This is a genomic window from Agrobacterium tumefaciens (assembly GCF_005221325.1).
Classification (GTDB): domain Bacteria; phylum Pseudomonadota; class Alphaproteobacteria; order Rhizobiales; family Rhizobiaceae; genus Agrobacterium.
The window spans coordinates 1901322-1923426 of sequence record NZ_CP039888.1 but is presented as its reverse complement, the minus strand read 5'-3'; the positions used below and the strand labels follow the sequence as shown (position 1 = coordinate 1923426).

The following is a 22105-nucleotide window of genomic DNA, read 5'->3' as shown; positions in this document are numbered from 1 at the left end:
TGGCGACCCGCGGCGTTTGTTTTTAATCTTGCGGGCTTTCCCGCAGACCGCTTAGTTGAAGTAGCTTTGCAGCGGCTTCACTTCCAGATTGCCGGCCTTCAGCGCCTTGATGGCAAGCGCTGCAGCTTCCGCACCGGCCATCGTCGTGTAGTAAGGCACCTTCTGCATCAGCGTTGCGCGGCGCAGCGACTTCGAGTCCGAAATCGCCTTGTTGCTGTCGGTGGTGTTGATGACCAGCTGGACCTGACGGTTGCGGATGGCGTCTTCGATATGCGGACGGCCTTCCTGCACCTTGTTGATCTTTTCGGCGTTGATGCCTTGTTCGGCGAGGAAACGCTGGGTGCCGCCGGTTGCCAGCACCTTGAAGCCGCTTTCCACGAGAATGCGGATGGCGGAAAGCACGCCTTCCTTGTCCTCGTCACGCACCGATACGAAGACGGTGCCGGAACGCGGCAGGTCGACGCCGGCACCGAGCTGGCTCTTGGCGAAGGCGAGCGCGAAATCCGTGTCGAGGCCGATGACCTCACCGGTTGAGCGCATTTCCGGCCCGAGCAGGATGTCGACGCCGGGGAAGCGCGCGAAGGGGAAGACGGCTTCCTTGACGGCGATATGCTTCAGGTTGCGCGGATCCGGCTTTTCGCCATAAGCGGCGATTGCGGGACCAAGCTTTTCACCGGCCATGACGCGGGCGGCGATCTTGGCGATCGGTGCACCGATGGTCTTGGCGACGAAAGGCACGGTACGCGAGGCGCGCGGGTTGACTTCGAGAACGTAGATCGTGCCGTCCTTGATGGCATATTGCACGTTCATCAGACCACCGACATTGAGCGCCTTGGCAAGAGCCGTCGTCTGGCGTTCCAGCTCATCGAGGGTTTCCTTGCTCAGCGAACGGGAAGGCAGCGAGCAGGCGCTATCGCCCGAATGGATGCCGGCTTCTTCGATGTGTTCCATGATGCCGGAAACGAAGACGTTTTCGCCGTCGCACAGCGCATCGACGTCCACTTCGACGGCGTTGGTCAGATAGCTGTCGAACAGCAGCGGGTTCTTGCCGAGCAGGGTGTTGATCTGGCCGGTCTTGTCGTTCGGGTAACGCTGCTTGATATCTTCGGGTACGAGGCCCGGAACGGTATCGAGCAGATAGCTCTGGAGCTGGCCTTCCGAGTGGATGATCTGCATGGCGCGGCCACCCAGAACGTAGGACGGACGCACGACCAGCGGGAAGCCGATTTCCGAGGCGACGAGGCGGGCCTGTTCGACCGAATAGGCGATGCCGTTGTTCGGCTGGGCGAGATCGAGCTTCATCAGGAGCTTCTGGAAGCGGTCGCGGTCTTCGGCAAGGTCGATCATGTCAGGCGCGGTGCCGAGGATCGGGATGCCGTTCTTTTCCAGCGCTTCGGCAAGTTTCAGCGGGGTCTGGCCGCCAAACTGCACGATGACGCCGACCAGCTCACCCTTTTCCTGTTCGGCGCGCATGATCTCGATCACGTCTTCGGCCGTCAGCGGCTCGAAATAGAGGCGGTCGGAGGTGTCATAGTCGGTGGAGACGGTTTCCGGGTTGCAGTTGATCATGATGGCTTCGAAGCCGGCATCCTTCAGCGCGAAGGCGGCGTGGCAGCAGCAATAATCGAACTCGATGCCCTGGCCGATGCGATTCGGACCGCCGCCGAGGATGACGACCTTTCGGCGAGCGGAAACCTGGGCTTCGGAGCGGGCCGCGCCGACGAAGGGAATTTCGTAGGTCGAATACATGTAAGCGGTGGGCGAGGCGAATTCGGCAGCGCATGTGTCGATGCGCTTGAAGACCGGGCGGACGTTCAGGCTGTTGCGCAGCTCGGCCACTTCTTTCGGGCGCTTGGACGTCAGGCTGGCGAGGCGGGCGTCGGAGAAGCCCATGGCTTTCAGCATGCGCAGGTTTTCGGCATCCTGCGGCAGGCCGTGCTCGCGAATGCGGGCTTCCGTGTCGACGATGGCCTTGAACTGGGCGATGAACCACGGATCGATCTTCGAGTTTTCGTGGACTTCCTCTTCGGTCATGCCCATGCGCAGCGCCTGTGCGACCATGCGCAGGCGATCCGGCGTCGGCGTGCCGATGGCGGCGCGGATGGCGTTCTTGGAACCTTCGCCTTCTTCAAAGCCGGGGATTTCGATTTCATCGAGACCGGTGAGGCCGGTTTCCATGCCGCGCAGCGCCTTCTGCAGCGATTCGGCGAAGGTGCGGCCGATGGCCATGACTTCACCGACCGACTTCATCGCGGTGGTGAGGATCGGCGACGCGCCGGGGAATTTTTCGAAGGCGAAACGTGGAATTTTGGTGACGACATAGTCGATTGACGGCTCGAAGGACGCTGGGGTCGCACCGCCGGTGATGTCGTTTTCCAGCTCGTCCAGCGTATAGCCGATAGCGAGCTTGGCGGCGACCTTGGCAATCGGGAAGCCGGTTGCCTTGGAAGCAAGCGCGGATGAGCGGGAAACGCGCGGGTTCATTTCGATGACGACCAGACGGCCATCCTTGGGGTTCACGGCGAACTGCACGTTGGAGCCGCCGGTCTCGACACCAATCTCGCGCAACACCGCAATCGATGCGTTGCGCATCATCTGGTATTCTTTGTCGGTCAGCGTCAGGGCAGGGGCAACGGTGATGCTGTCGCCGGTGTGCACGCCCATCGGGTCGATGTTTTCGATGGAGCAGATGATGATGCAGTTGTCCGCCTTGTCGCGGACCACTTCCATTTCATATTCTTTCCAGCCAAGAACAGATTCTTCGATCAGCACTTCGGTGGTGGGCGATGCGTCGAGACCGCCGCCGATGATTTCGAAGAATTCCGAACGGTTGTAGGCGATGCCGCCGCCTGTGCCGCCCATGGTGAAGGAAGGGCGGATGATGGCGGGCAGGCCGACGACGTCGATGGCCTGCGCGGCAATGGCCATGGCATGGCTGATATAGCGCTGCTTGCGGTCCGTCTCGCCAAGGTTCCACTGGTTTTCGAGGTTGTCGAGAGCCTTGTCCAACTCTGCGCCGGACAGTTTTGCCTTGAGTTCAGTGCGGGCGGCTTCGTGCGTCTTGCGGTCGGCGTCCTTGATTTCAGTCGCATTGGCGAGCATGGACTTCGGCGTTTCGAGGCCGATGCGGGCCATGGCTTCGCGGAACAAGGCGCGGTCTTCGGCCATGTCGATGGCTTCGGGCTTGGCGCCGATCATTTCGACATTGTAGCGGTCGAGAACGCCCATGCGTTTGAGAGAAAGCGCGGTATTGAGCGCCGTCTGGCCCCCCATGGTCGGCAGAAGCGCGTCCGGGCGCTCCTTGGCGATGATCTTGGCGACGACTTCAGGGGTGATCGGCTCGACATAGGTGGCGTCGGCAAGGCCCGGATCGGTCATGATCGTCGCCGGGTTTGAGTTGACCAGAATGACCCGGTAACCCTCTTCCTTCAGCGCCTTGCAGGCCTGTGTGCCTGAATAGTCGAATTCACATGCCTGACCGATGACGATCGGTCCCGCGCCAATGATGAGGATGGACTTGATATCTTGGCGCTTCGGCATGGCTCTCTCGTTCCGCGATTTGGTTGCGCAAAACACCAGCCAGGGTGAAAGATCACCGGCCGGGGCGCGCAATTCAAAGTTTTCAGGCTAGAAGCGGCTTATAGGCAAATGTTTTTGAGAACGGAACCCCATAAATTCCGGAATCGACAGAAACCTTAACGGATAGGGACTTGCGCGGCGAAACGGGCCTGTACCGCCGTATTATAGGAGCGGCTGACGGGGATTTCCGAACCGTCTCTGGTAATGACATGCAAACGACCCGCCTGTTTACGCAAGGAGACGACGTCAGCATCGGCAATCCAGTGGGATCGGTGCACCTGCACGCCTTCCGTCTGGCCGATTTCTTTCAGTGCATCGGCAAAACGCAGCAAAACGAGTTGCTGCCCGCGCGTGGTGACGATTTGCGTATAGTGATCCTGCACCGATAGTCGCAGCAATTCTCCGCGCTTTTGCGGCGGCAGCCGCTCCAGCAGCGGCGCGGTTTTTTTTACCTCGGGTTCATCTCCGCTTGTATCGGCAGGGGCATCCGCTCCCGTTTGGAGCGACTGGCAGGCGGTGAGATAGCTCAGCAGGCAAAAGATGGCACAGAGAGGTAAGGACGACAGGCTGCTTTGTAGAAAGGGCCCGAAACCCATTTCTTTGTCGGAAAAGACCCGATTCGTGATGGTCAGCAGCAGTCCAATCGGCACAGCGGCCGTCAGGGAGCCGATCATCATCCGCGCCAGCATATTTCTGATGCTTCCAGCAAGGATGCTGTTCGCGATGATGGAAAAGGATATGGCAAATATCCAGGCGCCAGCCTGAACGATCGTCCAGTAAAGCAGCCGGTCGGCGAAGCTCATGGTTTCGCTGGTCCCGAAAGGCCCGGTCAGGATGAATATCGCTAGCACGGCAAGAAATGTCAGCCACAGCCTACGCGATTGCAGCATGGCGTGCATTTCACGAAGCGTGGATTGCAGATACGGGTGATCCACGAAGTTTTCCTGCTGATGGCGCCAATTCGATTTTCTTGTCCACATGTTTTGCCGAAATTGCCGGTGATTTCAACTGAGCCGAAACAGCGCCCATGTCATTCCAGCCTTTGTTAGATGCACCGCTTGCCGTGCAATTCCATGTCGCCACCGTCGTGCCCGCCGCCATTCTCGGCGCCTTCATTTTCCTGCGTCCCAAGGGCACCGCCACCCACCGGCTGCTGGGCAAGATCTGGTTGGTGCTGATGGTCGCGACATCAGTTTCGACCTTCTTCATTCATGAATTGAAGGTGTTTTATGGTTTCAGCCCGATCCATCTGCTTTCCATATTCACCATTTACGGGTGTCTGCAATCGGTCTATTTCGCGCGCCGCGGCGATATCCGACGCCATATGCGCATCATGCAGAGCGTTTATCTCGGCGGTATCGTGATTGCCGGTGGCTTCACCTTCGTTCCCGGACGCATCATGCATGAGGTTGTTCTGGGTAACGGAAAAGCCGGTCTTGTGGCCTTTTCTGCCGGCGCACTCGTGTTCGCCTTCCTCTTTCTGACGATATTGAAACAACGACGCCGGACCGTATGAGAGGTTCCGTTGGTCGCCTCTGCTTTCTTCCGGAACAAGATGTATTATAGTGCCGTTATAAGGCAGCTTGTTGAGGCGATATTCGCCGGGAGAAGAGCATGGAATGGAGAGGGCGTCGCCAGTCGGACAATATCGAGGACCGGCGTGGCATGTCGGCGGGGTCGGGTGATCCTTTTTCCCGAGGCGGGATGCGCGTGCCAATCGGCCGTCGCGGCGGCGGTATTGGGATCGGCGGTCTTCTGGTCATTCTTCTGATCAGCTGGGTGCTCGGTATCAACCCGCTGACGCTGCTGACCGGCGGCGATATGTCGATGGACGGCGGCGGCACGACGCAGTCGGGAACCCAGCAATCCGGCACGCGGCCGCAGGGCCAGTCGTCCGACGAGACGACCGCCTTCGTGCGCACCGTGCTGGCGGAGACCGAGGATACCTGGAGCGGTATCTTCCAGTCCGCCGGCGAGACCTATCAAAAGCCGACGCTGGTGCTATTCTCCGGTCAGGTGTCTTCCGCCTGCGGTTATGCTTCTGCCGCCAGTGGCCCGTTTTATTGCCCGGGTGACCGAAAGGTCTATCTCGACACCAGTTTCTTCAGCGAACTGGACAAGCGTTTTGGCGCAGCCGGCGATTTCGCGCAGGCTTACGTGATTGCGCATGAGGTGGGTCACCATATTCAGAATCTGACCGGCGTCCTGCCGGAGTTCAACCGTCGCCGCCAGTCGATGAGCCAGACGGATGCGAACAAGATGTCGGTGCGTGTGGAGCTTCAGGCGGATTGTTACGCCGGCATCTGGGGCAAGTTCACCGAACAGAAGGGCATTCTCGAAACCGGCGACCTCGAGGAAGCACTGAACGCGGCCCACCAGATCGGCGACGATACGCTGCAAAAGCAGACGCAAGGTTATGTGGTGCCTGACAGTTTCAACCACGGCACCTCGGCGCAGCGCATGGAATGGTTCAAGCGCGGTTTCCAGAACGGCCGTGTCGAGGATTGCGACACATTCTCGGCGAATATTTAAGACCAGACGAAAAAGGGGGCTTTCAGCTCCCTTTTTCATTCAACGCATCAAAAGCGCTACGGCATACATGCCCAGCGCGAAAACCGTATGGGCGACAAGGTTCAGGACGCGAACCTTGGTGGGGTTCGGCGTTTTCGATGCCGCCCAGCCGATGCCCAGCCCCGGCTGCAGCAGGAACCAGCCAGCGCCGACCGTGACGATGCCGACGATCCACGGCGCGACGAAGGACGGATTGGCAAACCATGCGGCCGGAACGACCAGCGCCAGGATGATGCCGTAGAGAATGCCGACGGCGTAATGCGAAATCCAGCCGAGCGCCATTTCGTGCTCGTAGGGTTCAGCCGTGGCGATGCTATCGTGAAATATCCGGCCCTTCGGCACATGCCAGAACCAGCGGCCGACCGGCGCCCAGTTCGGCGCGGACTGGCCGAAAAACCGGTGCAGTATGATTGCCCATATATCCATAAACACGGTGCCGCCAATGCCCATGGCAATGCCGCGCCAAATCAGTTCCAGCATGAATCCCTCCGCATGATCGTGATCGATCAAGCTCTAGCGGATCGTGGCATTGGCGGGAATGGTCTATTGCCGGGGTGGGCAAGAAAAATGGCCGGATTGCTCTGGCCATGAGATTGGTGAGAAGCAGGCTGAAACCTCTCCTACGTCATGCTCGGGCCTGTCCCGAGCATCTGCAACGTGTCGATTGAATGAGACGTGGTTAGATCCTCGGGACAAGCCCGAGGATGACGCCAAGAGGCTAGTGTTTTGGCGAATGTCTGACCACTTTAGCGTCGGCCAATATCGTTTTTCCTCAAGCAGCCCTCCCATATTCCGCCTGCCGCCGCGTGGCCGTGGTGAGCTGGAACTGCGCGAGCAACTCGTTGAGCGCTGCCGCTTCCGAGGCAAGGCCGTGGCTCGCCGCCGTCTGTTCCTCGACCATGGCGGCATTCTGCTGCGTGCCCTGATCGATGGTGTTGATGGCGGTGTTGATTTCCTGAAGCCCGGTCGACTGTTCGCGTGACGAGGTCACGATGGCGTCGATATGGCGGTTGATCTCCTGCACTTCGCGGACGATCGTTTCCAGCGCCTTGCCGGCATTGCCGACGAGTTCGACACCGGACTGCACCTGCGATGTCGAGGCATTGATCAGCGTCTTGATCTCCTTCGCCGCATTGGCGGAGCGCTGGGCAAGTTCGCGAACTTCCTGTGCGACGACGGCAAAACCCTTGCCGGCCTCACCGGCGCGAGCGGCTTCGACACCGGCGTTCAACGCGAGCAGGTTGGTCTGAAAAGCGATCTCGTCGATCACGCCGATGATGTTGCTGATCTCGGACGAGGATTTTTCGATGCCTTCCATGGCGCGCACGGCATCTTCCACGATGACGCCGGACTGTTCGGCATTGTCGCGGGCGCGATCGACCAGACGGCCGACTTCTTCGGCACGGCGGGCGGAATCCTTCACCGTCGTGGTGATTTCCTCAAGCGCTGCCGCCGTCTCTTCCACGGAGGCCGCCTGCTGCTCGGTACGGCGTGCCAGGTCATCGGCGGACTGGCGGATTTCGCCGGCCCCGGCGTCGATGGCGAGCGCGTTCTGGCCGACGGTGCTGAGCGCTTCATTGAGCTTGGCGACGGAATTATTGAAGTCGTCGCGCAGGCGGTCGATGCGGGTCACGAAAGGCGTATCGATACGATAATTGAGATCGCCGTTCGAAAGATGCGCCAGCCCCTTGGCCAGCGAATCGACCGCGAACTGGATGTCCGCCGCGTCTTTTGTTGCCGTCCTTTCGCGCTCGTTGCGTTCCTGTTCGGAAAGCGTGCGGTTCTGTTCGGCATCCCCTTCGAGGCGCAGGCGCTCTGTGGCGTTCGAGCGAAACACGGCAACGGCCGCCGCCATTGAGCCGATCTGGTCGGTTCGCTCCTGGCCGGGAATGGCGACATCGAGATTGCCGGCGGCAAGGCCTTCCATGGCAGACGTCATTTGCGTGACGGGGCGGACGATGAAGCGGGACAGCACGGTCGCAAGCAGAGCGATCATGATTGTGGCGGCAAGAACCGTGGCGATGGTGGCCGCCAGCCGGAACTGGCCGATGGCGCTATAAGCCACATCGGAATCGACCACGAAACCAAGATACCAGTCGACGGAAGGCAGGCCGGCAACCGGGATGAAGCTGGTGATCTTGCCCTTGCCGTCAATTTCGGTCTCAGAAATCGCGGAGGAAATCGCCGGCGTATCGACCTTGAAGAGATCGGCCAGCGGCTTGTCGACGAATTTCGGATCGGGATGAATGAGGATTTTGCCATCCTTGCTGACGAGGAAGGCATATCCATCCGTGCCGGCATCCACCGACTTGATCATCTTTACCAGCGAATCCAGCGAGAAGTCGCTGCCTGTGACGCCGGTAAGCTTGCCATTGATGGAAACGGGAATGGCGGCGGTGATGATGAGGCCGCCGGTCGAGGCGTCATTGTAGGGTTCGGTCAGAACCGTCTTGCCGGCTTTCACCGCATCCAGATACCACGGACGCTTGCGCGGATCGTAGCCTTCGGGCAGCGGCGTCTTCGGGAAGGTGGTGAAGCTGCCGGTTTCGGCATTGCCGAAATAGGTCGACATAAACTGCGCCGTCAGCACGTCATTTTCCAGAAAGTGCAGCTTCGCTTCGTCATCCGGAAGCTTGGCAAGCGTCTTTGCCACCGTTTCGGTCAGCATGATGCGTCCGTTCAGCCAGTTGGCGATGCTTTGCGCGGCCTGCTTGCCCGAAGAATCGATATTTTCCGCCACAGATTCGGTCGTAACCCGATGCTGGAGGCTGTCGATGTAGTAAGAAAAACCCGCAAAGGCTGCGACGACAAGAGATGACGCTGCAATCAGAATGCGCGTCATAAGATTGGATTTCTTTGGCAAGCTACGAATCCTTGAAGCCGGATGTACCGTCGAGGTCATCTTTGACATTGATGGAGGAAACATGCCTCAAAGGCGGGAATATTCTGCATCATGCAGCTTTTGGTTTTAAAAGAACTATCCGATGTTCTAATGGATAAGGGCGAATGGTAAAATTGGACTAAATTTGTCTTTTGTCAGGGCGCAATACAGTCGGATTTCGCGTGGCCGCCGATCTGCGTAATTTTTAATCATTTGCTGCTGCCGGTTGCGTGCAGGAAGGGAATATTTTATTCATCAACCTGCTGCCGTTGCGCAATTCGCGGGCAACGGCCAAGGTTCAGGTGAATTACAATGTCTTCGTCGGTTATTGCAGGAACCGTTCCTTCCGGATCGGGGTCGTGGTTTTCGCATTTCAAGGCTACGCTTGTTCTCGGGATTCCGCTTATCGGCGCGCAGCTCGCACAGCTTGGCATCCATACCACTGATATGGTCATCGTCGGCCAGCTGGGAGCAGAGAAGCTTGCGGCCATGGTGCTGGCCGGGCAGTTCTTCTTCGTCGTCTTCATTTTCGGTTCGGGATTCTCCGTCGCCGTCGTGCCGATGGTGGCGCAGGCCTACGGGCAGGGCGATGCAACATCGGCACGCCGCTCGCTGCGCATGGGCATGTGGGTGGCGATTGCCTATTGGCTGCTCGCCTTGCCGATCTTTTTCAATGCAGAACGCATTCTGGTCTATCTCGGGCAGAACCCCAATGTTGCGGCACTGACCGGCCATTACCTCGCCATTGCCAAGTTCGGCCTGGTGCCGGCGCTGCTTTTTTACGTGCTGCGCGGCCTTGTCAGCGCCATCGGCCGTGCGGGCATCATTCTTTATGTCACCATCATCATGCTCGTCATGAACGGGCTGATGGCCTATGCGCTGGTCTTCGGCCATTTCGGATTGCCGGCGATGGGCATGAATGGCGCAGCCGTCGTTGCCGTCATCGTCAATGCCTTCAGCTTCATCTTCATCGTCGCTTATGTGCAGACGCGCGAGGAAACGAAGAAATACGAGCTGTTCGTGCGCTTCTGGCGGCCGGACTGGCATGCGCTCTTTGAAGTGCTGCGTCTTGGCCTGCCGATCAGCATCACCATTCTTGCCGAAGTGACGCTGTTTGCTGCCGCCTCGATCCTGATGGGGCAGATCGGCACGGTGCAACTTGCCGCCCACGGTATTGCCCTGCAGCTCGCCTCCATCGCCTTCATGATTCCGCTTGGTCTTTCCCAGGCGGCGACGGTTCGCGTGGGCGTGGCGCGGGGGCAGGGGGATTTCAAAAATCTCATCCGTGCCTCGATCATGATTTATGCCATTGCCTGTGGCATTGCCATTTGCGGCGGCATCCTGTTTGCGGCCGTACCGGAATTTCTGGCGAAATGGTTCCTCGATCCGAAATTGCCGGAGGCTGCGGAAGTGCTTGCCTATGCCAGCAGTCTCGTGGTGATTGCCGGCATCTTCCAGCTGGTGGATGGCATTCAGGCCGTGACGGCGGGCTTGCTGCGCGGGTTGAAGGATGCACGCATTCCGGCGATGCTGGCGCTGATTTCCTATTGGCCGATCGGGCTGGCGCTTGCCTGGACGATGGCCTTTCCGCTCGGCTTTGGTGGACGCGGCGTCTGGTTCGGCTTCGTTATCGGTCTTTCGACGGCCGCCGTTCTGTTGACCATCCGCTTCGTGCTGCTGGTGAAGCGTGAAATGCAAACGGCCCGCTGAGAAGCGGGCCGCATGTAACTTCCGGATTTAAAAAGGATCAGCGCTCGGCGAGCGCTGCCTCACCCTTGTTTTCGCGCAGCAGGTTGACGAAGCGGCGGAAGAGGTAGTGGCTGTCCTGCGGGCCGGGAGATGCTTCCGGGTGGTGCTGGACGGAGAAGACCGGCTTGCCGGTGATGCGCAGGCCGCAATTGGTGCCATCGAACAGCGAGATATGGGTCTCTTCGACGCCCTCGGGCAGCGACTTGGTATCGACCGCAAAACCGTGGTTCATCGAGACGATTTCCACCTTGCCTGTCGTGAAGTCCTTGACCGGGTGGTTCGCGCCGTGATGGCCCTGATGCATCTTTTCGGTCTTCGCGCCGACGGCGAGGCCGAGCATCTGGTGGCCGAGGCAGATACCGAAGATGGGCAGCTCGCTCTTGATGAGGTTCTGGATAACAGGCACGGCATATTCGCCTGTCGCGGCCGGGTCTCCCGGACCGTTGGAAAGGAACACGCCATCCGGCTTCAGCGCCAGAATGTCTTCAGCCGAGGTCTGGGCGGGAACCACCGTCACCTTGCAATCGAGACCGGCAAAGAGGCGCAGGATGTTGCGCTTGACGCCGAAATCCACGCAGACGACATGATATTTCGCATCGGCTTCACCGAGCGTGCCGTAACCCTTGTTCCACACCCACGGGGTTTCCGTCCAGGTGGAGGACTGGCCGGATGTGGCTTCGATGGCGAGATCGAGGCCGACGAGGCCGCTCCATGCCTTGGCTTCGGCCTTCAGCGCCTCGATGTCGAAGACGCCGTTCGGATCATGGGCGATGACTGCGTTTGGCGCGCCGTTTTCGCGGATCCATGCCGTGAGCGCGCGGGTATCGATGCCGCAAAGGCCGATGACGCCACGGGCCTTCAACCAGGCATCCAGATGCTTGACGGCGCGGAAGTTCGACGGATCGGTGATGTCGGCCTTGAAGATGACACCGACGGCGCCGCGGCGGGCGGCGGGCGTCAGGTCTTCAATGTCTTCCTCATTGGTGCCGACATTGCCGATATGCGGGAAAGTGAAGGTGACGATCTGGCCAAGATAGGAGGGGTCGGTGAGGATTTCCTCGTAACCCGTCAGCGCCGTGTTGAAGCAGACTTCGGCCTGAACCTTGCCGGTTGCGCCGATGCCTGTTCCCTCGATCACTGTGCCATCGGCAAGAACAAGCATTGCTGTCGGTTTGCGGGTAGTCCAGGGCGCTGTCTCGGTCATCTCGTTCCGTTTCTGCCGCTTCGCACCCCGCCTCTTGAAAGGCAGGGGGTAAGGGGCCATTTTTGTCGCAGGCTTCGTGACATAAAGGGGCGCGCGATAAAGCTCGCGTTCCGACCCTTCGTTAAAATCTCGTGCAGGTGCCGGAAAATAACGAAAGCAGCCCAAGCGGTCAACCGCAGGGCCAAGATTTACGCGGATTTAAGCTGTCGTAGATTCAAGGGCTTATGCAATTGATTTGCTTGAGCGTGTTTGCTCGTTTATGTCGTTGCGAAAAATAAGGCGGAAAGTTTGCCGATCAGGAAGCTGCGGAATGAGCTTTCCCAAGGAGAAGAAAAATGCTGCGCGACACGTTCGCTAATACTTTGAAGGAATCGCTGAAGGCTCGTGATGCGCGCCGCACATCGACCGTGCGTCTCATCCAGACGGCCATCAAGGATCGCGATATCGCCAATCGCGGCGTGGGCAAGGACCCCGTCAGCGATGAGGACATCATGCAGATCCTGACCAAGATGGTGAAGCAGCGGGAAGAGTCCGCCACCATCTATGAGGGTGCCGGCCGTCCTGAGCTTGCCGCTCAGGAGCGCGAAGAAATCGTCATCATCAAGGAATTCATGCCGGAAGAAATCCCGGCTGAGAAGGTGCGCGAACTCTGCCAGGCCGTCATCACTGAGACCGGCGCATCCGGCCTGCGCGACATGGGCAAGTGCATGAATGCGCTGAAAGAGCGTTATCCCGGCCAGATCGACTTTGCGAAGGCCTCCGGCGTCGTCAAGGATTTGCTGAAGTAGCTTTCGCCACTTCCGAAAAAGTAAAGGCAGGGTAGCCATGGCTACCCTGCCTTTTTTCTGCCGACGAAGATGCATTCCGGCGGATCAAAATGCTCTTCCACGCAGGCTTTTTCGGGGGGACGTGCCTGCGGGTGTCGGCAGGTGTATGGAAATTTCAAACACTGCCTTTGACTGTGTTTTGTTTTTACATCGTCGCAACGCGCCGCTCAAATTACAAAAACATAATTTTTAGTGATGTTGCACTGCCATAAATTTGCCGGAAGCAGGCGCAATGGCGGCGTTGGTTTTCATCTCTGTGGCCTGTGAATATCGGGTATTGTCTTTCTTTGGGTTGGTGCTCAAGCCTTTCTGCGCTTATATGAAAGACTGGCCTCGAACAGGTAACCCATGCGCTTTTCCAATTCTTTCCTCGATGAGATACGCGACCGCGTGAACATCTCCGATGTGATCGGCCGACGTGTGTCCTGGGACAAGAAGAAGACCAATGCGCCCCGGGGGGATTATTGGGCCTGCTGCCCGTTCCATGGCGAAAAAAGCCCGAGCTTTCATTGCGAGGACCGCAAGGGGCGGTATCATTGCTTTGGTTGCGGCGTTTCCGGCGATCATTTCCGCTTTCTGACGGAGCTTGAGGGCTTAAGTTTCCCGGAAGCCGTGCAACAGATCGCCGATATGGCCGGCATTTCCATGCCGCAGCCCGATCCGCAGGCGGAGAAGCGCGAGCGCGAGCGCACTTCGTTGCAGGACGTCATGGAAATGGCGACGCTGTTCTTTCAGGATCAGTTGCAGACCGCGCTCGGCGCGCGGGCGCGGGCTTATCTACGGGATCGCGGGTTGACCGGGCGTACCATCGAGACCTTCCGGCTGGGTTATGCGCCTGATAGCCGCAATGCGCTGAAGGAGCATCTTGCAAGCAAGGGCGTGTCCAAGGAGCAGATGGAGGCCTGCGGGCTGGTGGTGCATGAAAATGTACCGGTCTCCTATGACCGGTTCCGCGACCGCATTATGTTCCCGATCCTGTCGTCCCGTGAGAAGGTTATCGCCTTTGGCGGCCGCGCCATGGCGGCGGATGCGGTAGCGAAATATCTCAATTCCAACGAGACCGAGCTTTTTCACAAGGGCAATGTTCTCTACAATTTCGCCCGTGCGCGCCGCGCCTCGCAGGCCGCCGGCGGCACGGTCATCGCCGTCGAAGGGTATATGGATGTCATCGCGCTTTATCAGGCCGGTGTCGAAAATGCCGTCGCGCCGCTTGGTACGGCGTTAACCGAAAGCCAGCTCGATCTCCTCTGGAAGATGTCGCCGCAGCCGGTTCTCTGCTTCGATGGCGATGGCGCCGGCATTCGCGCTGCCAACCGTGCGGCCGATCTCGCCTTGCCGCATATCAAACCGGATCGCTCCGTCAGCTTTGCCCTATTGCCTGACGGCAAGGACCCGGATGATCTTGTGCGGCTGGAGGGGCGCGCGCCCTTCGACCGGGTGCTTTCGGAAGCCAAGCCGCTTGCCGCGATGATCTGGAGCCGCGAGACGTCTGGCGTTACCTTCGATACGCCAGAGAAACGGGCTCAGCTTGAAAGCCGCCTGCGCCAGATCGTTGCGGTGATTGCCGACGAAACGGTGCGCCGCTTTTACCAGCAGGATATGCGCGACAGGCTGAATGGTTTCTTCCAGCCGCGCTTTCAGCAGGGCGGCTCGCAGGGCGGGAATTTCCGCCGCGAGGGCGGTCAGGGCGCCGGTCGCGGTTTCCAGCGCAATGCGCCCGGGCGGGGCGGGGCGATGTCCGCACCGGCCAGCAGCATTTCCGACCGGCTGACGCAATCCGGCCTTGTCAGGGGGCATCAGACCAAGCCGTCTCTGCGGGAGAGCGTTCTCGCTATTACCATCGTCAACCATCCCGAGTTGCTGCTGGAGGAATATGACGAGATCGCCGCTATCGATTATGAGAGCCGCGATCTGCAGCGGCTGTGGTCGACGGTGCTGACCTATGCGGCCGAGAGTGCGGCGGACATATCGCGGGCGGGGCTGATCGAACGGCTGTCGCAGCAGGGTTTCGAGGCGCTTTTGAAGGTCATGGATCAACAGGTGCGCAATGCCCGCCTGTGGACGGCGACCGAACAGGCGGCGATGGAGGATGCGCGCGAAGGTTACGTGCAGGCGCTTTCGCTGCACAAGAGGACGAAATCCCTGCTCTGGCAGAAACGGGAGCTGGAGCGGGAAATCGCCGAGGCGACCGATGACGAGCGTGGCACGCTTCTGGTGCGGGCGATTGCCGAAGTGCAGCTGGAAATCGGCCGCATGGAAAATCAGGAAGCGATCATCGATGGTTTCGGGGTCATGTCCGGCCGGGTGAAGGGGCCGGCCTTCGGCCATGGCTGAGAGGGCTGGCCAAGAATAGAAAGACGTGTGGGGTTGCCTTTTGCGGCAAGCGTCCTAAATAGGGGATAGTCTGGTGATAACCGCAAAATGCGGCCTTTTTTGAGAATTTCCGTGGCTGTCTCGCCCTCAAAGGCTTGACGGGGCGGGAAATAGCGGGAATCACCATTTCAGGAAAAGTAAGGTGGAATGAGCCTTGGCGGATAGAAATTGCATGAGCAAGCATTTCCGGGTGCACTGTCTTTGCATTCTGCCTGAGGCTGCCGTGGTTAATCGGCAATTAAAGATCACTCCGTTAGGTGTCTGACAGTGATTCGCGGCAAACCGCTGGATGCTCAAGGGGCGGACGGCGATGCGGCGGAACAGGTGTTAGCGTCAGGGAAAGCGACGAGATAGATGGCAACCAAAGTCAAAGAAAACGAAGAAGCAGAAAACGAACGCGACGGTGCGACGGACGGTCCGCTTCTCGATCTTTCGGATGACGCGGTCAAGAAGATGATCAAGGCCGCCAAGAAGCGCGGCTATGTGACGATGGACGAGCTGAATTCCGTCCTGCCGTCCGAAGAAGTGACCTCCGAGCAGATCGAAGACACGATGGCGATGCTGTCCGATATGGGCATCAACGTGATCGAGGACGAGGATGCCGAGGAAGCCGCGCCTGCCGAAGACGACAGCGATTCCGACAATGAGGAGTCCGAAGGCGGCGAACTGGCACCGTCCGGCGGCACGGCGCTTGCGACCGCGAAGAAGAAAGAACCGACGGACCGTACCGATGACCCGGTGCGCATGTATCTGCGCGAAATGGGTTCCGTCGAGCTTCTGTCGCGCGAAGGCGAAATCGCCATCGCCAAGCGCATCGAGGCCGGCCGCGAAACGATGATTTCGGGCCTGTGCGAAAGCCCGCTGACGTTCCAGGCGCTGATCATCTGGCGCGACGAACTCAACGAAGGCACGACGCTGCTGCGCGAGATCATCGATCTCGAAACGACCTATTCCGGTCCGGAAGCCAAGGCTGCTCCGCAGTTCCAGAGCCCGGAAAAGATCGAGGCTGACCGCAAGGCCGCCGAAGAGAAGGAAAAGACCCGCAAGCTGCGCGCGCCGACCGGTGACGAAGACGTGACTGACGTGGGTGGCGATGGCCTGCCGCCGGAAGAGGAAGAAGAGGACGACGACGAGTCCAATCTTTCGCTTGCCGCGATGGAAGCCGAACTGCGCCCGCAGGTCATGGAAACGCTCGACACCATCGCCGACACCTACAAGAAGCTGCGCAAGCTTCAGGACCAGCAGGTCGAGGCACGTTTGGCCTGCACCGGCACCCTGTCTTCCGGCCAGGAGCGTCGTTACAAGGAACTGAAGGATCAGCTGATCACGGCCGTCAAGTCGCTGTCGCTGAACCAGAATCGTATCGACAGCCTCGTCGAGCAGCTCTACGACATTTCCAAGCGGCTGATGCAGAATGAAGGCCGCCTGCTGCGCCTTGCCGAATCCTACGGCGTCAAGCGCGACAGCTTCCTTGAGCAGTATCACGGTGCGGAACTCGATCCGAACTGGATGAAGTCGATCGCCAATCTGGCCGCGCGCGGCTGGAAGGAATTCGCCCGCGAGGAAAGCAACACGATCCGGGAAATCCGTCAGGAAATCCAGAACCTCTCCACGGAAACCGGCATTTCCATTGCCGAATTCCGCCGCATCGTTTCGATGGTGCAGAAGGGCGAGCGCGAAGCGCGTATCGCCAAGAAGGAGATGGTCGAAGCCAACCTGCGTCTGGTGATTTCGATTGCGAAGAAGTATACCAACCGTGGTCTGCAGTTCCTCGACCTCATTCAGGAAGGCAATATCGGCCTGATGAAGGCGGTCGACAAGTTCGAATACCGCCGCGGTTACAAGTTCTCGACCTATGCGACCTGGTGGATCAGGCAGGCTATCACCCGTTCGATCGCCGACCAGGCCCGCACGATCCGTATCCCGGTTCACATGATCGAAACGATCAACAAGATCGTCCGTACATCGCGCCAGATGCTGCACGAGATCGGCCGCGAGCCGACCCCGGAAGAGCTGGCGGAAAAGCTGGCCATGCCGCTTGAAAAGGTGCGCAAGGTTCTGAAGATCGCCAAGGAGCCGATTTCGCTCGAGACCCCCGTGGGTGACGAAGAGGATTCGCATCTCGGTGACTTCATCGAAGACAAGAACGCGCTGCTGCCGATCGACGCCGCAATCCAGGCGAACCTGCGTGAAACCACGACCCGCGTTCTGGCGTCGCTGACGCCGCGTGAGGAACGTGTTCTGCGCATGCGCTTCGGCATCGGCATGAATACCGACCATACGCTGGAAGAAGTCGGCCAGCAGTTCTCGGTTACGCGCGAACGTATTCGTCAGATCGAAGCCAAGGCGTTGCGCAAGCTGAAGCATCCGAGCCGCTCGAGAAAGCTGCGCAGCTTCCTCGACAGCTAAGCTTCCGCTTCCTTCAAAATTGAACCCGGTCAGTCGGCGCTGGCCGGGTTTTTTGTTTCCCGCACTGGCGAACTCTGCGACAAGCCCTATGTGTGAAAACAGGCATTCCGCTTTACTGGAAATGCCAGCCTCGATTTGGTTCGACAGGATGCAACAGGTTTCGGCAAGCAAATGGCGGCGTGGAGGATGGGCTGTGCCTGTCTCCGTTTTGCTGCATCTTGTCATCGTCGCGCTCTTCTTTTTCGAATTGCCGGAACGCATGGCCGAGCCGCAGGAACCGGAGAGCGTCAGCGTCGAACTCGTGCCGCCGCCCGAGGAGAAGAAGACGGAAGAGCCTCCGCCGCCGGCTGCGGCGGCGAAAGAGGAAAAACCGCAACCTCCGCCACCGCCACCACCGCCAAAGGAGGAGGTGAAACCTTCGCCACAGCCGCAGGCGACGCTGCCGGCTATCGCGATGCGGCCGGAGGAGACGCAGGCGGACCCCGCAGATAAGCCGGGAAAGACGGAGGAAGCGGAAAAGAGCGAAACGTCCGAGGAGCCCGAAAGCCAGCCTGAAAAGGCCGTTGAGGAGAAGCCCGCACCACCCGCCGCCAACAGCGATCTTCAGGCTTCCGCCGAGCAGGGGGAGATTGCCGTTTCAACCGTAAAGGAAGAAACACAGCCGGAGCAGCCGCCCGTGCCACAGGCCAAGCCGGCGGAGGAAAAGCCTGCGGAGGTTGCTGAAAAGAAACCCGCGAAGCTTCCCGCCGCCAAACATGTGCTGTCTTCCTCCATGCTTTCACCGGCCCAGAGACGACAGATGTTCGGCGATCTGCCGCCCCGTCGCCGTATCGTCCAGCTTTGCAGCACCGAAGCCCTGGCTCAAATTCAGGGGGCGGGTTTTGCCGCCAGAGGCATGATCCCCTATTCGGACACTGGAGGCAGGATTTCCGGCAATTCGATCGACGCTTCCGGCGGTGCGTTCAACACGGGTAACGGTTGGCACGATGTCTCATTCCAGTGCGAAGTCGATCTGGAAAATTACACCGTGACGGAATTCCGCTTTAAAATCGGGAATGAAGTCAGCCCGGAAGACGCAAAAAAGCGGGGTTTTGCGCAATTTCAGTGAGGATAGGCGGCCGGTCCCGAGACCTGCCATTCGTCATCCTTCGGCTTGTGCCAAGGATTCAAGCACGTCCAATGGGTTGCAGATTCTCGGGACAAGCCCGAGGATGTGGAGGATCCGTTACGGATAACGCCTACTATACCCGCTCCGGATCCCCCACCAACACCCCAATTCCCGCCATCAGCGCATCCTCGTCATAGGGCTTGCGGATAACCGGCACATTGCCGAATTCATCCGGCACCATGCTGCCGTCCGCATAACCGGTGGCGAAGAGGAAAGGGATGCCGCGGCGGTGGAGTTCGCGGGCGATGGGGATAGAGGTGTCGGAACCGAGATTGATGTCGAGAATGGCGACGTCAGGCACATAGGTTTTCAGCTTCTCAAGCGCCATGGCCGACGAGGTCGCGGTTTCGATTGCCTTGATGCCATTATCTTCCAGCATGTTTTCGACATCCATGGCAATCAGCATCTGGTCTTCGACGAGCAATACTTTCAACGGCTCCTCCCGGTTGTAATGTCTGGGTTGGGGCACGGTTTCCCCCTCGGTTTTTGTCTCGGACGCTGTCGAGGTCGATGAAACATGGCGGAACGGCAGGAGAATCTCTGCCTCCAGCCCATTCGGCAAATAACGTATCGTGCTGCGCCCGCCGAGATCGTAGGGAATGCTGCGGCTGATCAGCGCCGTGCCGAAACCGGCGCGCGATGGTGCAGGCAACGTGGTCAGCAAGGTCTCCTGCCACGATATTTCGCAATCGCGGTTCTCGTTAATATCCCAGCGCACATGCAACTGCCCGCCATTTTGTGAAAGCGCGCCATATTTGGCGGCGTTCGTTGCCAGTTCGTGCAGAACCAGCGCCATCACTGAGAAAGCGCGGGAATCGAGCGTGATCTGGGGGCCTTCGAGCTTCACCGTTGTTTCCGGCGAACGATGGGGCGACAATTCGGCCTCCACCAGATCGCGCAGTGCACCGCCGCCTTCGCCGCGAATGATCTGGTCATGAGCAAAGGATAGTGCCTGAATGCGGCCCTTCAGCGCGGTGACATATTCCTGCAGGGTCTTGCCCTCCTGCGAGGGGTTGCCGACCAGCGATTTGATGATGGCGAGAACATTCTTGACGCGGTGATTAAGCTCCTCGTTCAGCATGCGCTGGCGCACTTCGGCGCGCTCTCTTTCGCCGGCCATCAGCTCGCTGTGATGGAATGCCACCTCGACAAGCGCGATTCTCGCCGCTTCGGCGATTTCCCGGTCGGCTTCCGACCAGGGCTGCGCCTGCAGGCGGACGGTCTCTTTCCAGATGGCGAAGCTTTTACGCGGCGTGAGGCGATCACCCATCGGGCCGGTCTCATAGGACTTTTCCGGATTGCCGGCCCAGTTCAGGTTCTGCACGATCTCCTTACGGAAAAACAGGAGGTAGTCGTTCTTGACCTGCGAGAGCGGGATAGCGAGCATTCCGGCTGCGGTGCCGGCGTAGATTTCCGCTTCCGGTATGGCCTGCGACAGGGCATGCGTTGCCCAGACCTTGCCTTCCGAAACCGAAGCGACGAAACGCGCCAGCCTTGGAATGGCATCATGCGGCGGCGTTGCGCCTTGGCTGTGCCAGTTGTTCCCGACCCATAGCCCGACACCGTCGCAGGGCATCAGATCGGAAAAATCCTGAAAACTGTCGACCAGCAGTTCTTCAATGTTGGCGTGATGGGCGGCAAGCCGGAGAAAACGGTCGAGCGCCGCATGGGCGTGGTTGACGGTATCGAGCCGGCGCTTCTGCTTCAGAACCTGCAGATGCATGGAGAAAAATTCCCCGAACATTTCCGCGGCGATCCGGACCGGCATGGTCAGCACACGCGGGGAATAATGATGGCAGGCGATCAGGCCCCACAGCGCCCCATCGACAATCACCGAAATCGACATGGCGGCGGCGACACCCATATTGCGGAGATATTCGCAATGGATGGGCGAGACGCTGCGCAGATGCGCGTAAGAGAGATCGAGCGGCTCACCGGAGGCATCGACAGCCGGCAGGACCGGAATCCGGATGCCGCTGGCGTCAGAGATGATGCGTAGCGTGTTCTTGAGATAGAGTGTTCTGGCCTGCTGCGGAATATCGCTGGCGGGGAAATATTGCCCGAGAAAGCTTTCCAGCTCCGGCTGCTTTGCCTCCGACACGACCTTGCCGGCGCCGTCTTCCTCGAAACGGTAGATCATCACCCGGTCGTAACCCAGCGTCGCCTTTATCAGGCGCGTCGTTCTGGAGATCAGGCTTTCGACGCTGTCAGCCTCGCGGATGCGGTCCACCATCTTGCGCGCCGTACCGAGCGGCTGCGTCTCGCTGCCCGAGGGCTCGAATTCGATGATAGTGGTGGATTTGTAGCGGTGGAGCGAAATATCGAAGCTGCGGCCGTCGTTTGATTCCATCGCGGGTAACATGGCCGGGCGGGTGGTTCTGCCGGTGACTGTCAGCGCGTTGCGGAGATCGTGGACGAGGTCTTTGCCGAGCACCTCTTCGGCAGTCCTGCCGTTCAGATCGCCTTCGATGCCCAGAATGTCGCGACAGTTTTCCGAATGGCGCAGGACCATGCGAAGGGCATTGTCGCAGGCGATCAGACAGCCATGCGGTTGAATGTAACCTGGAATGTGGATGGGTTCGCGATCGCAATTGGTCAGGTCGACTTGATAGTCAGTGGATGCCATGAAACAGTCTCTCGCACCCTGTGCCCATCTTGGTACTTGTCTTGCGCTGAAAATATTCTGTTCGTCGAGGGACGGGGAAGCCTGAATAATTCATTCTGATATTGCCAATCCTTCCCCGTTTTTTGCAACCGAGACGCCGGTTTTCCGTTAGTTGCTACGGGCCGTCGTCGCGTTATTGTCTTATCTCTACCGTCATCGGATAAAATTTGACATCGCGTAACGTTCGCTTCGCCGATTTTGTTCCCGCCTGTTTGAAAGAAAACTGTGCCACAGAAGAAAATAACCGTCGCCACCCATGGTCAGGGGCTTTACGAGTTCACATCCGAGGCCAAGGGTTTCGTGAGAGAGGCCGGCGTGAGCGAAGGCTTGCTGACTGTCTTCGTCCGGCACACCTCCTGCTCCCTGCTTATCCAGGAAAATGCCGATCCGGATGTCCGGCGCGATCTTTCAATGTTTTTCTCCCGCCTCGTACCGCCTTCGGACGATGCCTCGATGCGCTGGGTTGTCCATACGCTGGAAGGTCCCGACGACATGCCCGCCCATATCAAATCGGCTCTCACTGCGGTTTCCATCGGTGTGCCGATCGGAGAGGGCAGGCTCGTTCTCGGCACATGGCAGGGGCTTTATCTGTTCGAGCACCGGGACCAGCCGCACCGTCGTGAAATCGTGCTGCATATTTCGGCCTGATCTTCCATTGGAGTGTCTGTGTCTTCCCGTT

The 22105-nt window shown here is 59.1% G+C and carries 15 protein-coding genes; 9 read left to right on the top strand and 6 right to left on the bottom strand.

Going from position 1 to position 22105, the window contains the following annotated elements:
* Positions 1 to 51: 51 nt before the first annotated feature.
* Positions 52 to 3540, bottom strand: coding sequence for a carbamoyl-phosphate synthase large subunit (gene carB / locus CFBP5499_RS10025; protein WP_080827255.1), 3489 nt, complete (start codon positions 3538 to 3540; stop codon positions 52 to 54).
* Between the two features lie 155 nt (positions 3541 to 3695).
* Positions 3696 to 4478 carry a LytTR family DNA-binding domain-containing protein gene (locus tag CFBP5499_RS10020; protein ID WP_233284147.1) on the bottom strand — a complete coding sequence of 261 codons (783 nt, stop codon included), beginning with the start codon at positions 4476 to 4478 and terminating at the stop codon, positions 3696 to 3698.
* Here CFBP5499_RS10020 and CFBP5499_RS30470 point away from each other — a divergent pair.
* The 3 genes from CFBP5499_RS30470 to ypfJ all read left to right on the top strand — a co-directional run bounded on the left by CFBP5499_RS30470 (position 4439) and on the right by ypfJ (position 6111).
* Entirely contained in the window at positions 4439 to 4591 is a 153-nt protein-coding gene (locus CFBP5499_RS30470; RefSeq protein WP_233284199.1) for a hypothetical protein, read from the top strand. The two genes, CFBP5499_RS10020 and CFBP5499_RS30470, sit on opposite strands and share 40 nt — an antisense overlap.
* A 15-nt stretch (positions 4592 to 4606) precedes the next feature.
* Entirely contained in the window at positions 4607 to 5095 is a 489-nt protein-coding gene (locus CFBP5499_RS10015; RefSeq protein WP_080824633.1) for a DUF2306 domain-containing protein, read from the top strand.
* Positions 5096 to 5193: 98 nt separating this feature from the next.
* On the top strand, positions 5194 to 6111 hold the full coding sequence (gene ypfJ / locus CFBP5499_RS10010) for a KPN_02809 family neutral zinc metallopeptidase (protein ID WP_080824634.1): 918 nt from the start codon (positions 5194 to 5196) through the stop codon (positions 6109 to 6111).
* A 39-nt stretch (positions 6112 to 6150) separates the two neighbouring features.
* On the opposite strand, the gene CFBP5499_RS10005 is transcribed toward ypfJ, so the two are convergent.
* Entirely contained in the window at positions 6151 to 6630 is a 480-nt protein-coding gene (locus CFBP5499_RS10005; RefSeq protein ID WP_080824635.1) for a DUF2938 domain-containing protein, read from the bottom strand.
* Positions 6631 to 6922: 292 nt separating this feature from the next.
* Complete coding sequence (locus CFBP5499_RS10000; protein ID WP_080827256.1) at positions 6923 to 9013, bottom strand: methyl-accepting chemotaxis protein; 2091 nt, start codon at positions 9011 to 9013, stop codon at positions 6923 to 6925.
* A gap of 330 nt (positions 9014 to 9343) precedes the next feature.
* Between CFBP5499_RS10000 and CFBP5499_RS09995 the strand changes: the two genes are divergently transcribed.
* The gene (locus CFBP5499_RS09995; RefSeq protein WP_080824636.1) at positions 9344 to 10741 is read left to right on the top strand and encodes an MATE family efflux transporter; all 1398 of its coding nucleotides are present in this window, start codon (positions 9344 to 9346) and stop codon (positions 10739 to 10741) included.
* Positions 10742 to 10778: 37 nt separating this feature from the next.
* Here CFBP5499_RS09995 and carA read toward each other — a convergent pair whose 3' ends face one another.
* On the bottom strand, positions 10779 to 11984 hold the full coding sequence (carA, locus tag CFBP5499_RS09990; protein WP_080824637.1) for a glutamine-hydrolyzing carbamoyl-phosphate synthase small subunit: 1206 nt from the start codon (positions 11982 to 11984) through the stop codon (positions 10779 to 10781).
* 335 nt (positions 11985 to 12319) lie between these two features.
* Between carA and CFBP5499_RS09985 the strand changes: the two genes are divergently transcribed.
* From CFBP5499_RS09985 to CFBP5499_RS09970, 4 genes are all read left to right on the top strand, one after another.
* Positions 12320 to 12772, top strand: coding sequence for a GatB/YqeY domain-containing protein (locus CFBP5499_RS09985; protein ID WP_080824638.1), 453 nt, complete (start codon positions 12320 to 12322; stop codon positions 12770 to 12772).
* Between the two features lie 387 nt (positions 12773 to 13159).
* Positions 13160 to 15145, top strand: a complete 1986-nt coding sequence (gene dnaG / locus CFBP5499_RS09980) for a DNA primase (protein WP_080824639.1) — start codon at positions 13160 to 13162, stop codon at positions 15143 to 15145.
* Between the two features lie 393 nt (positions 15146 to 15538).
* Entirely contained in the window at positions 15539 to 17593 is a 2055-nt protein-coding gene (rpoD, locus tag CFBP5499_RS09975; RefSeq protein WP_080824640.1) for an RNA polymerase sigma factor RpoD, read from the top strand.
* A 193-nt stretch (positions 17594 to 17786) separates the two neighbouring features.
* Positions 17787 to 18701 (top strand): DUF930 domain-containing protein, encoded by a 915-nt coding sequence (locus CFBP5499_RS09970; protein WP_175416676.1) that lies wholly within the window; start codon positions 17787 to 17789, stop codon positions 18699 to 18701.
* A gap of 133 nt (positions 18702 to 18834) precedes the next feature.
* Here the strand turns inward: CFBP5499_RS09970 and CFBP5499_RS09965 are convergent, their stop codons facing one another.
* Positions 18835 to 21387 carry an HWE histidine kinase domain-containing protein gene (locus CFBP5499_RS09965; protein WP_080824641.1) on the bottom strand — a complete coding sequence of 851 codons (2553 nt, stop codon included), beginning with the start codon at positions 21385 to 21387 and terminating at the stop codon, positions 18835 to 18837.
* A 264-nt stretch (positions 21388 to 21651) separates the two neighbouring features.
* On the opposite strand from CFBP5499_RS09965, the gene CFBP5499_RS09960 reads away from it, so the two are divergent.
* Positions 21652 to 22074: a secondary thiamine-phosphate synthase enzyme YjbQ gene (locus tag CFBP5499_RS09960; RefSeq protein ID WP_080824642.1), complete on the top strand. Its 423-nt coding sequence runs from the start codon at positions 21652 to 21654 to the stop codon at positions 22072 to 22074.
* Positions 22075 to 22105: the final 31 nt, after the last annotated feature.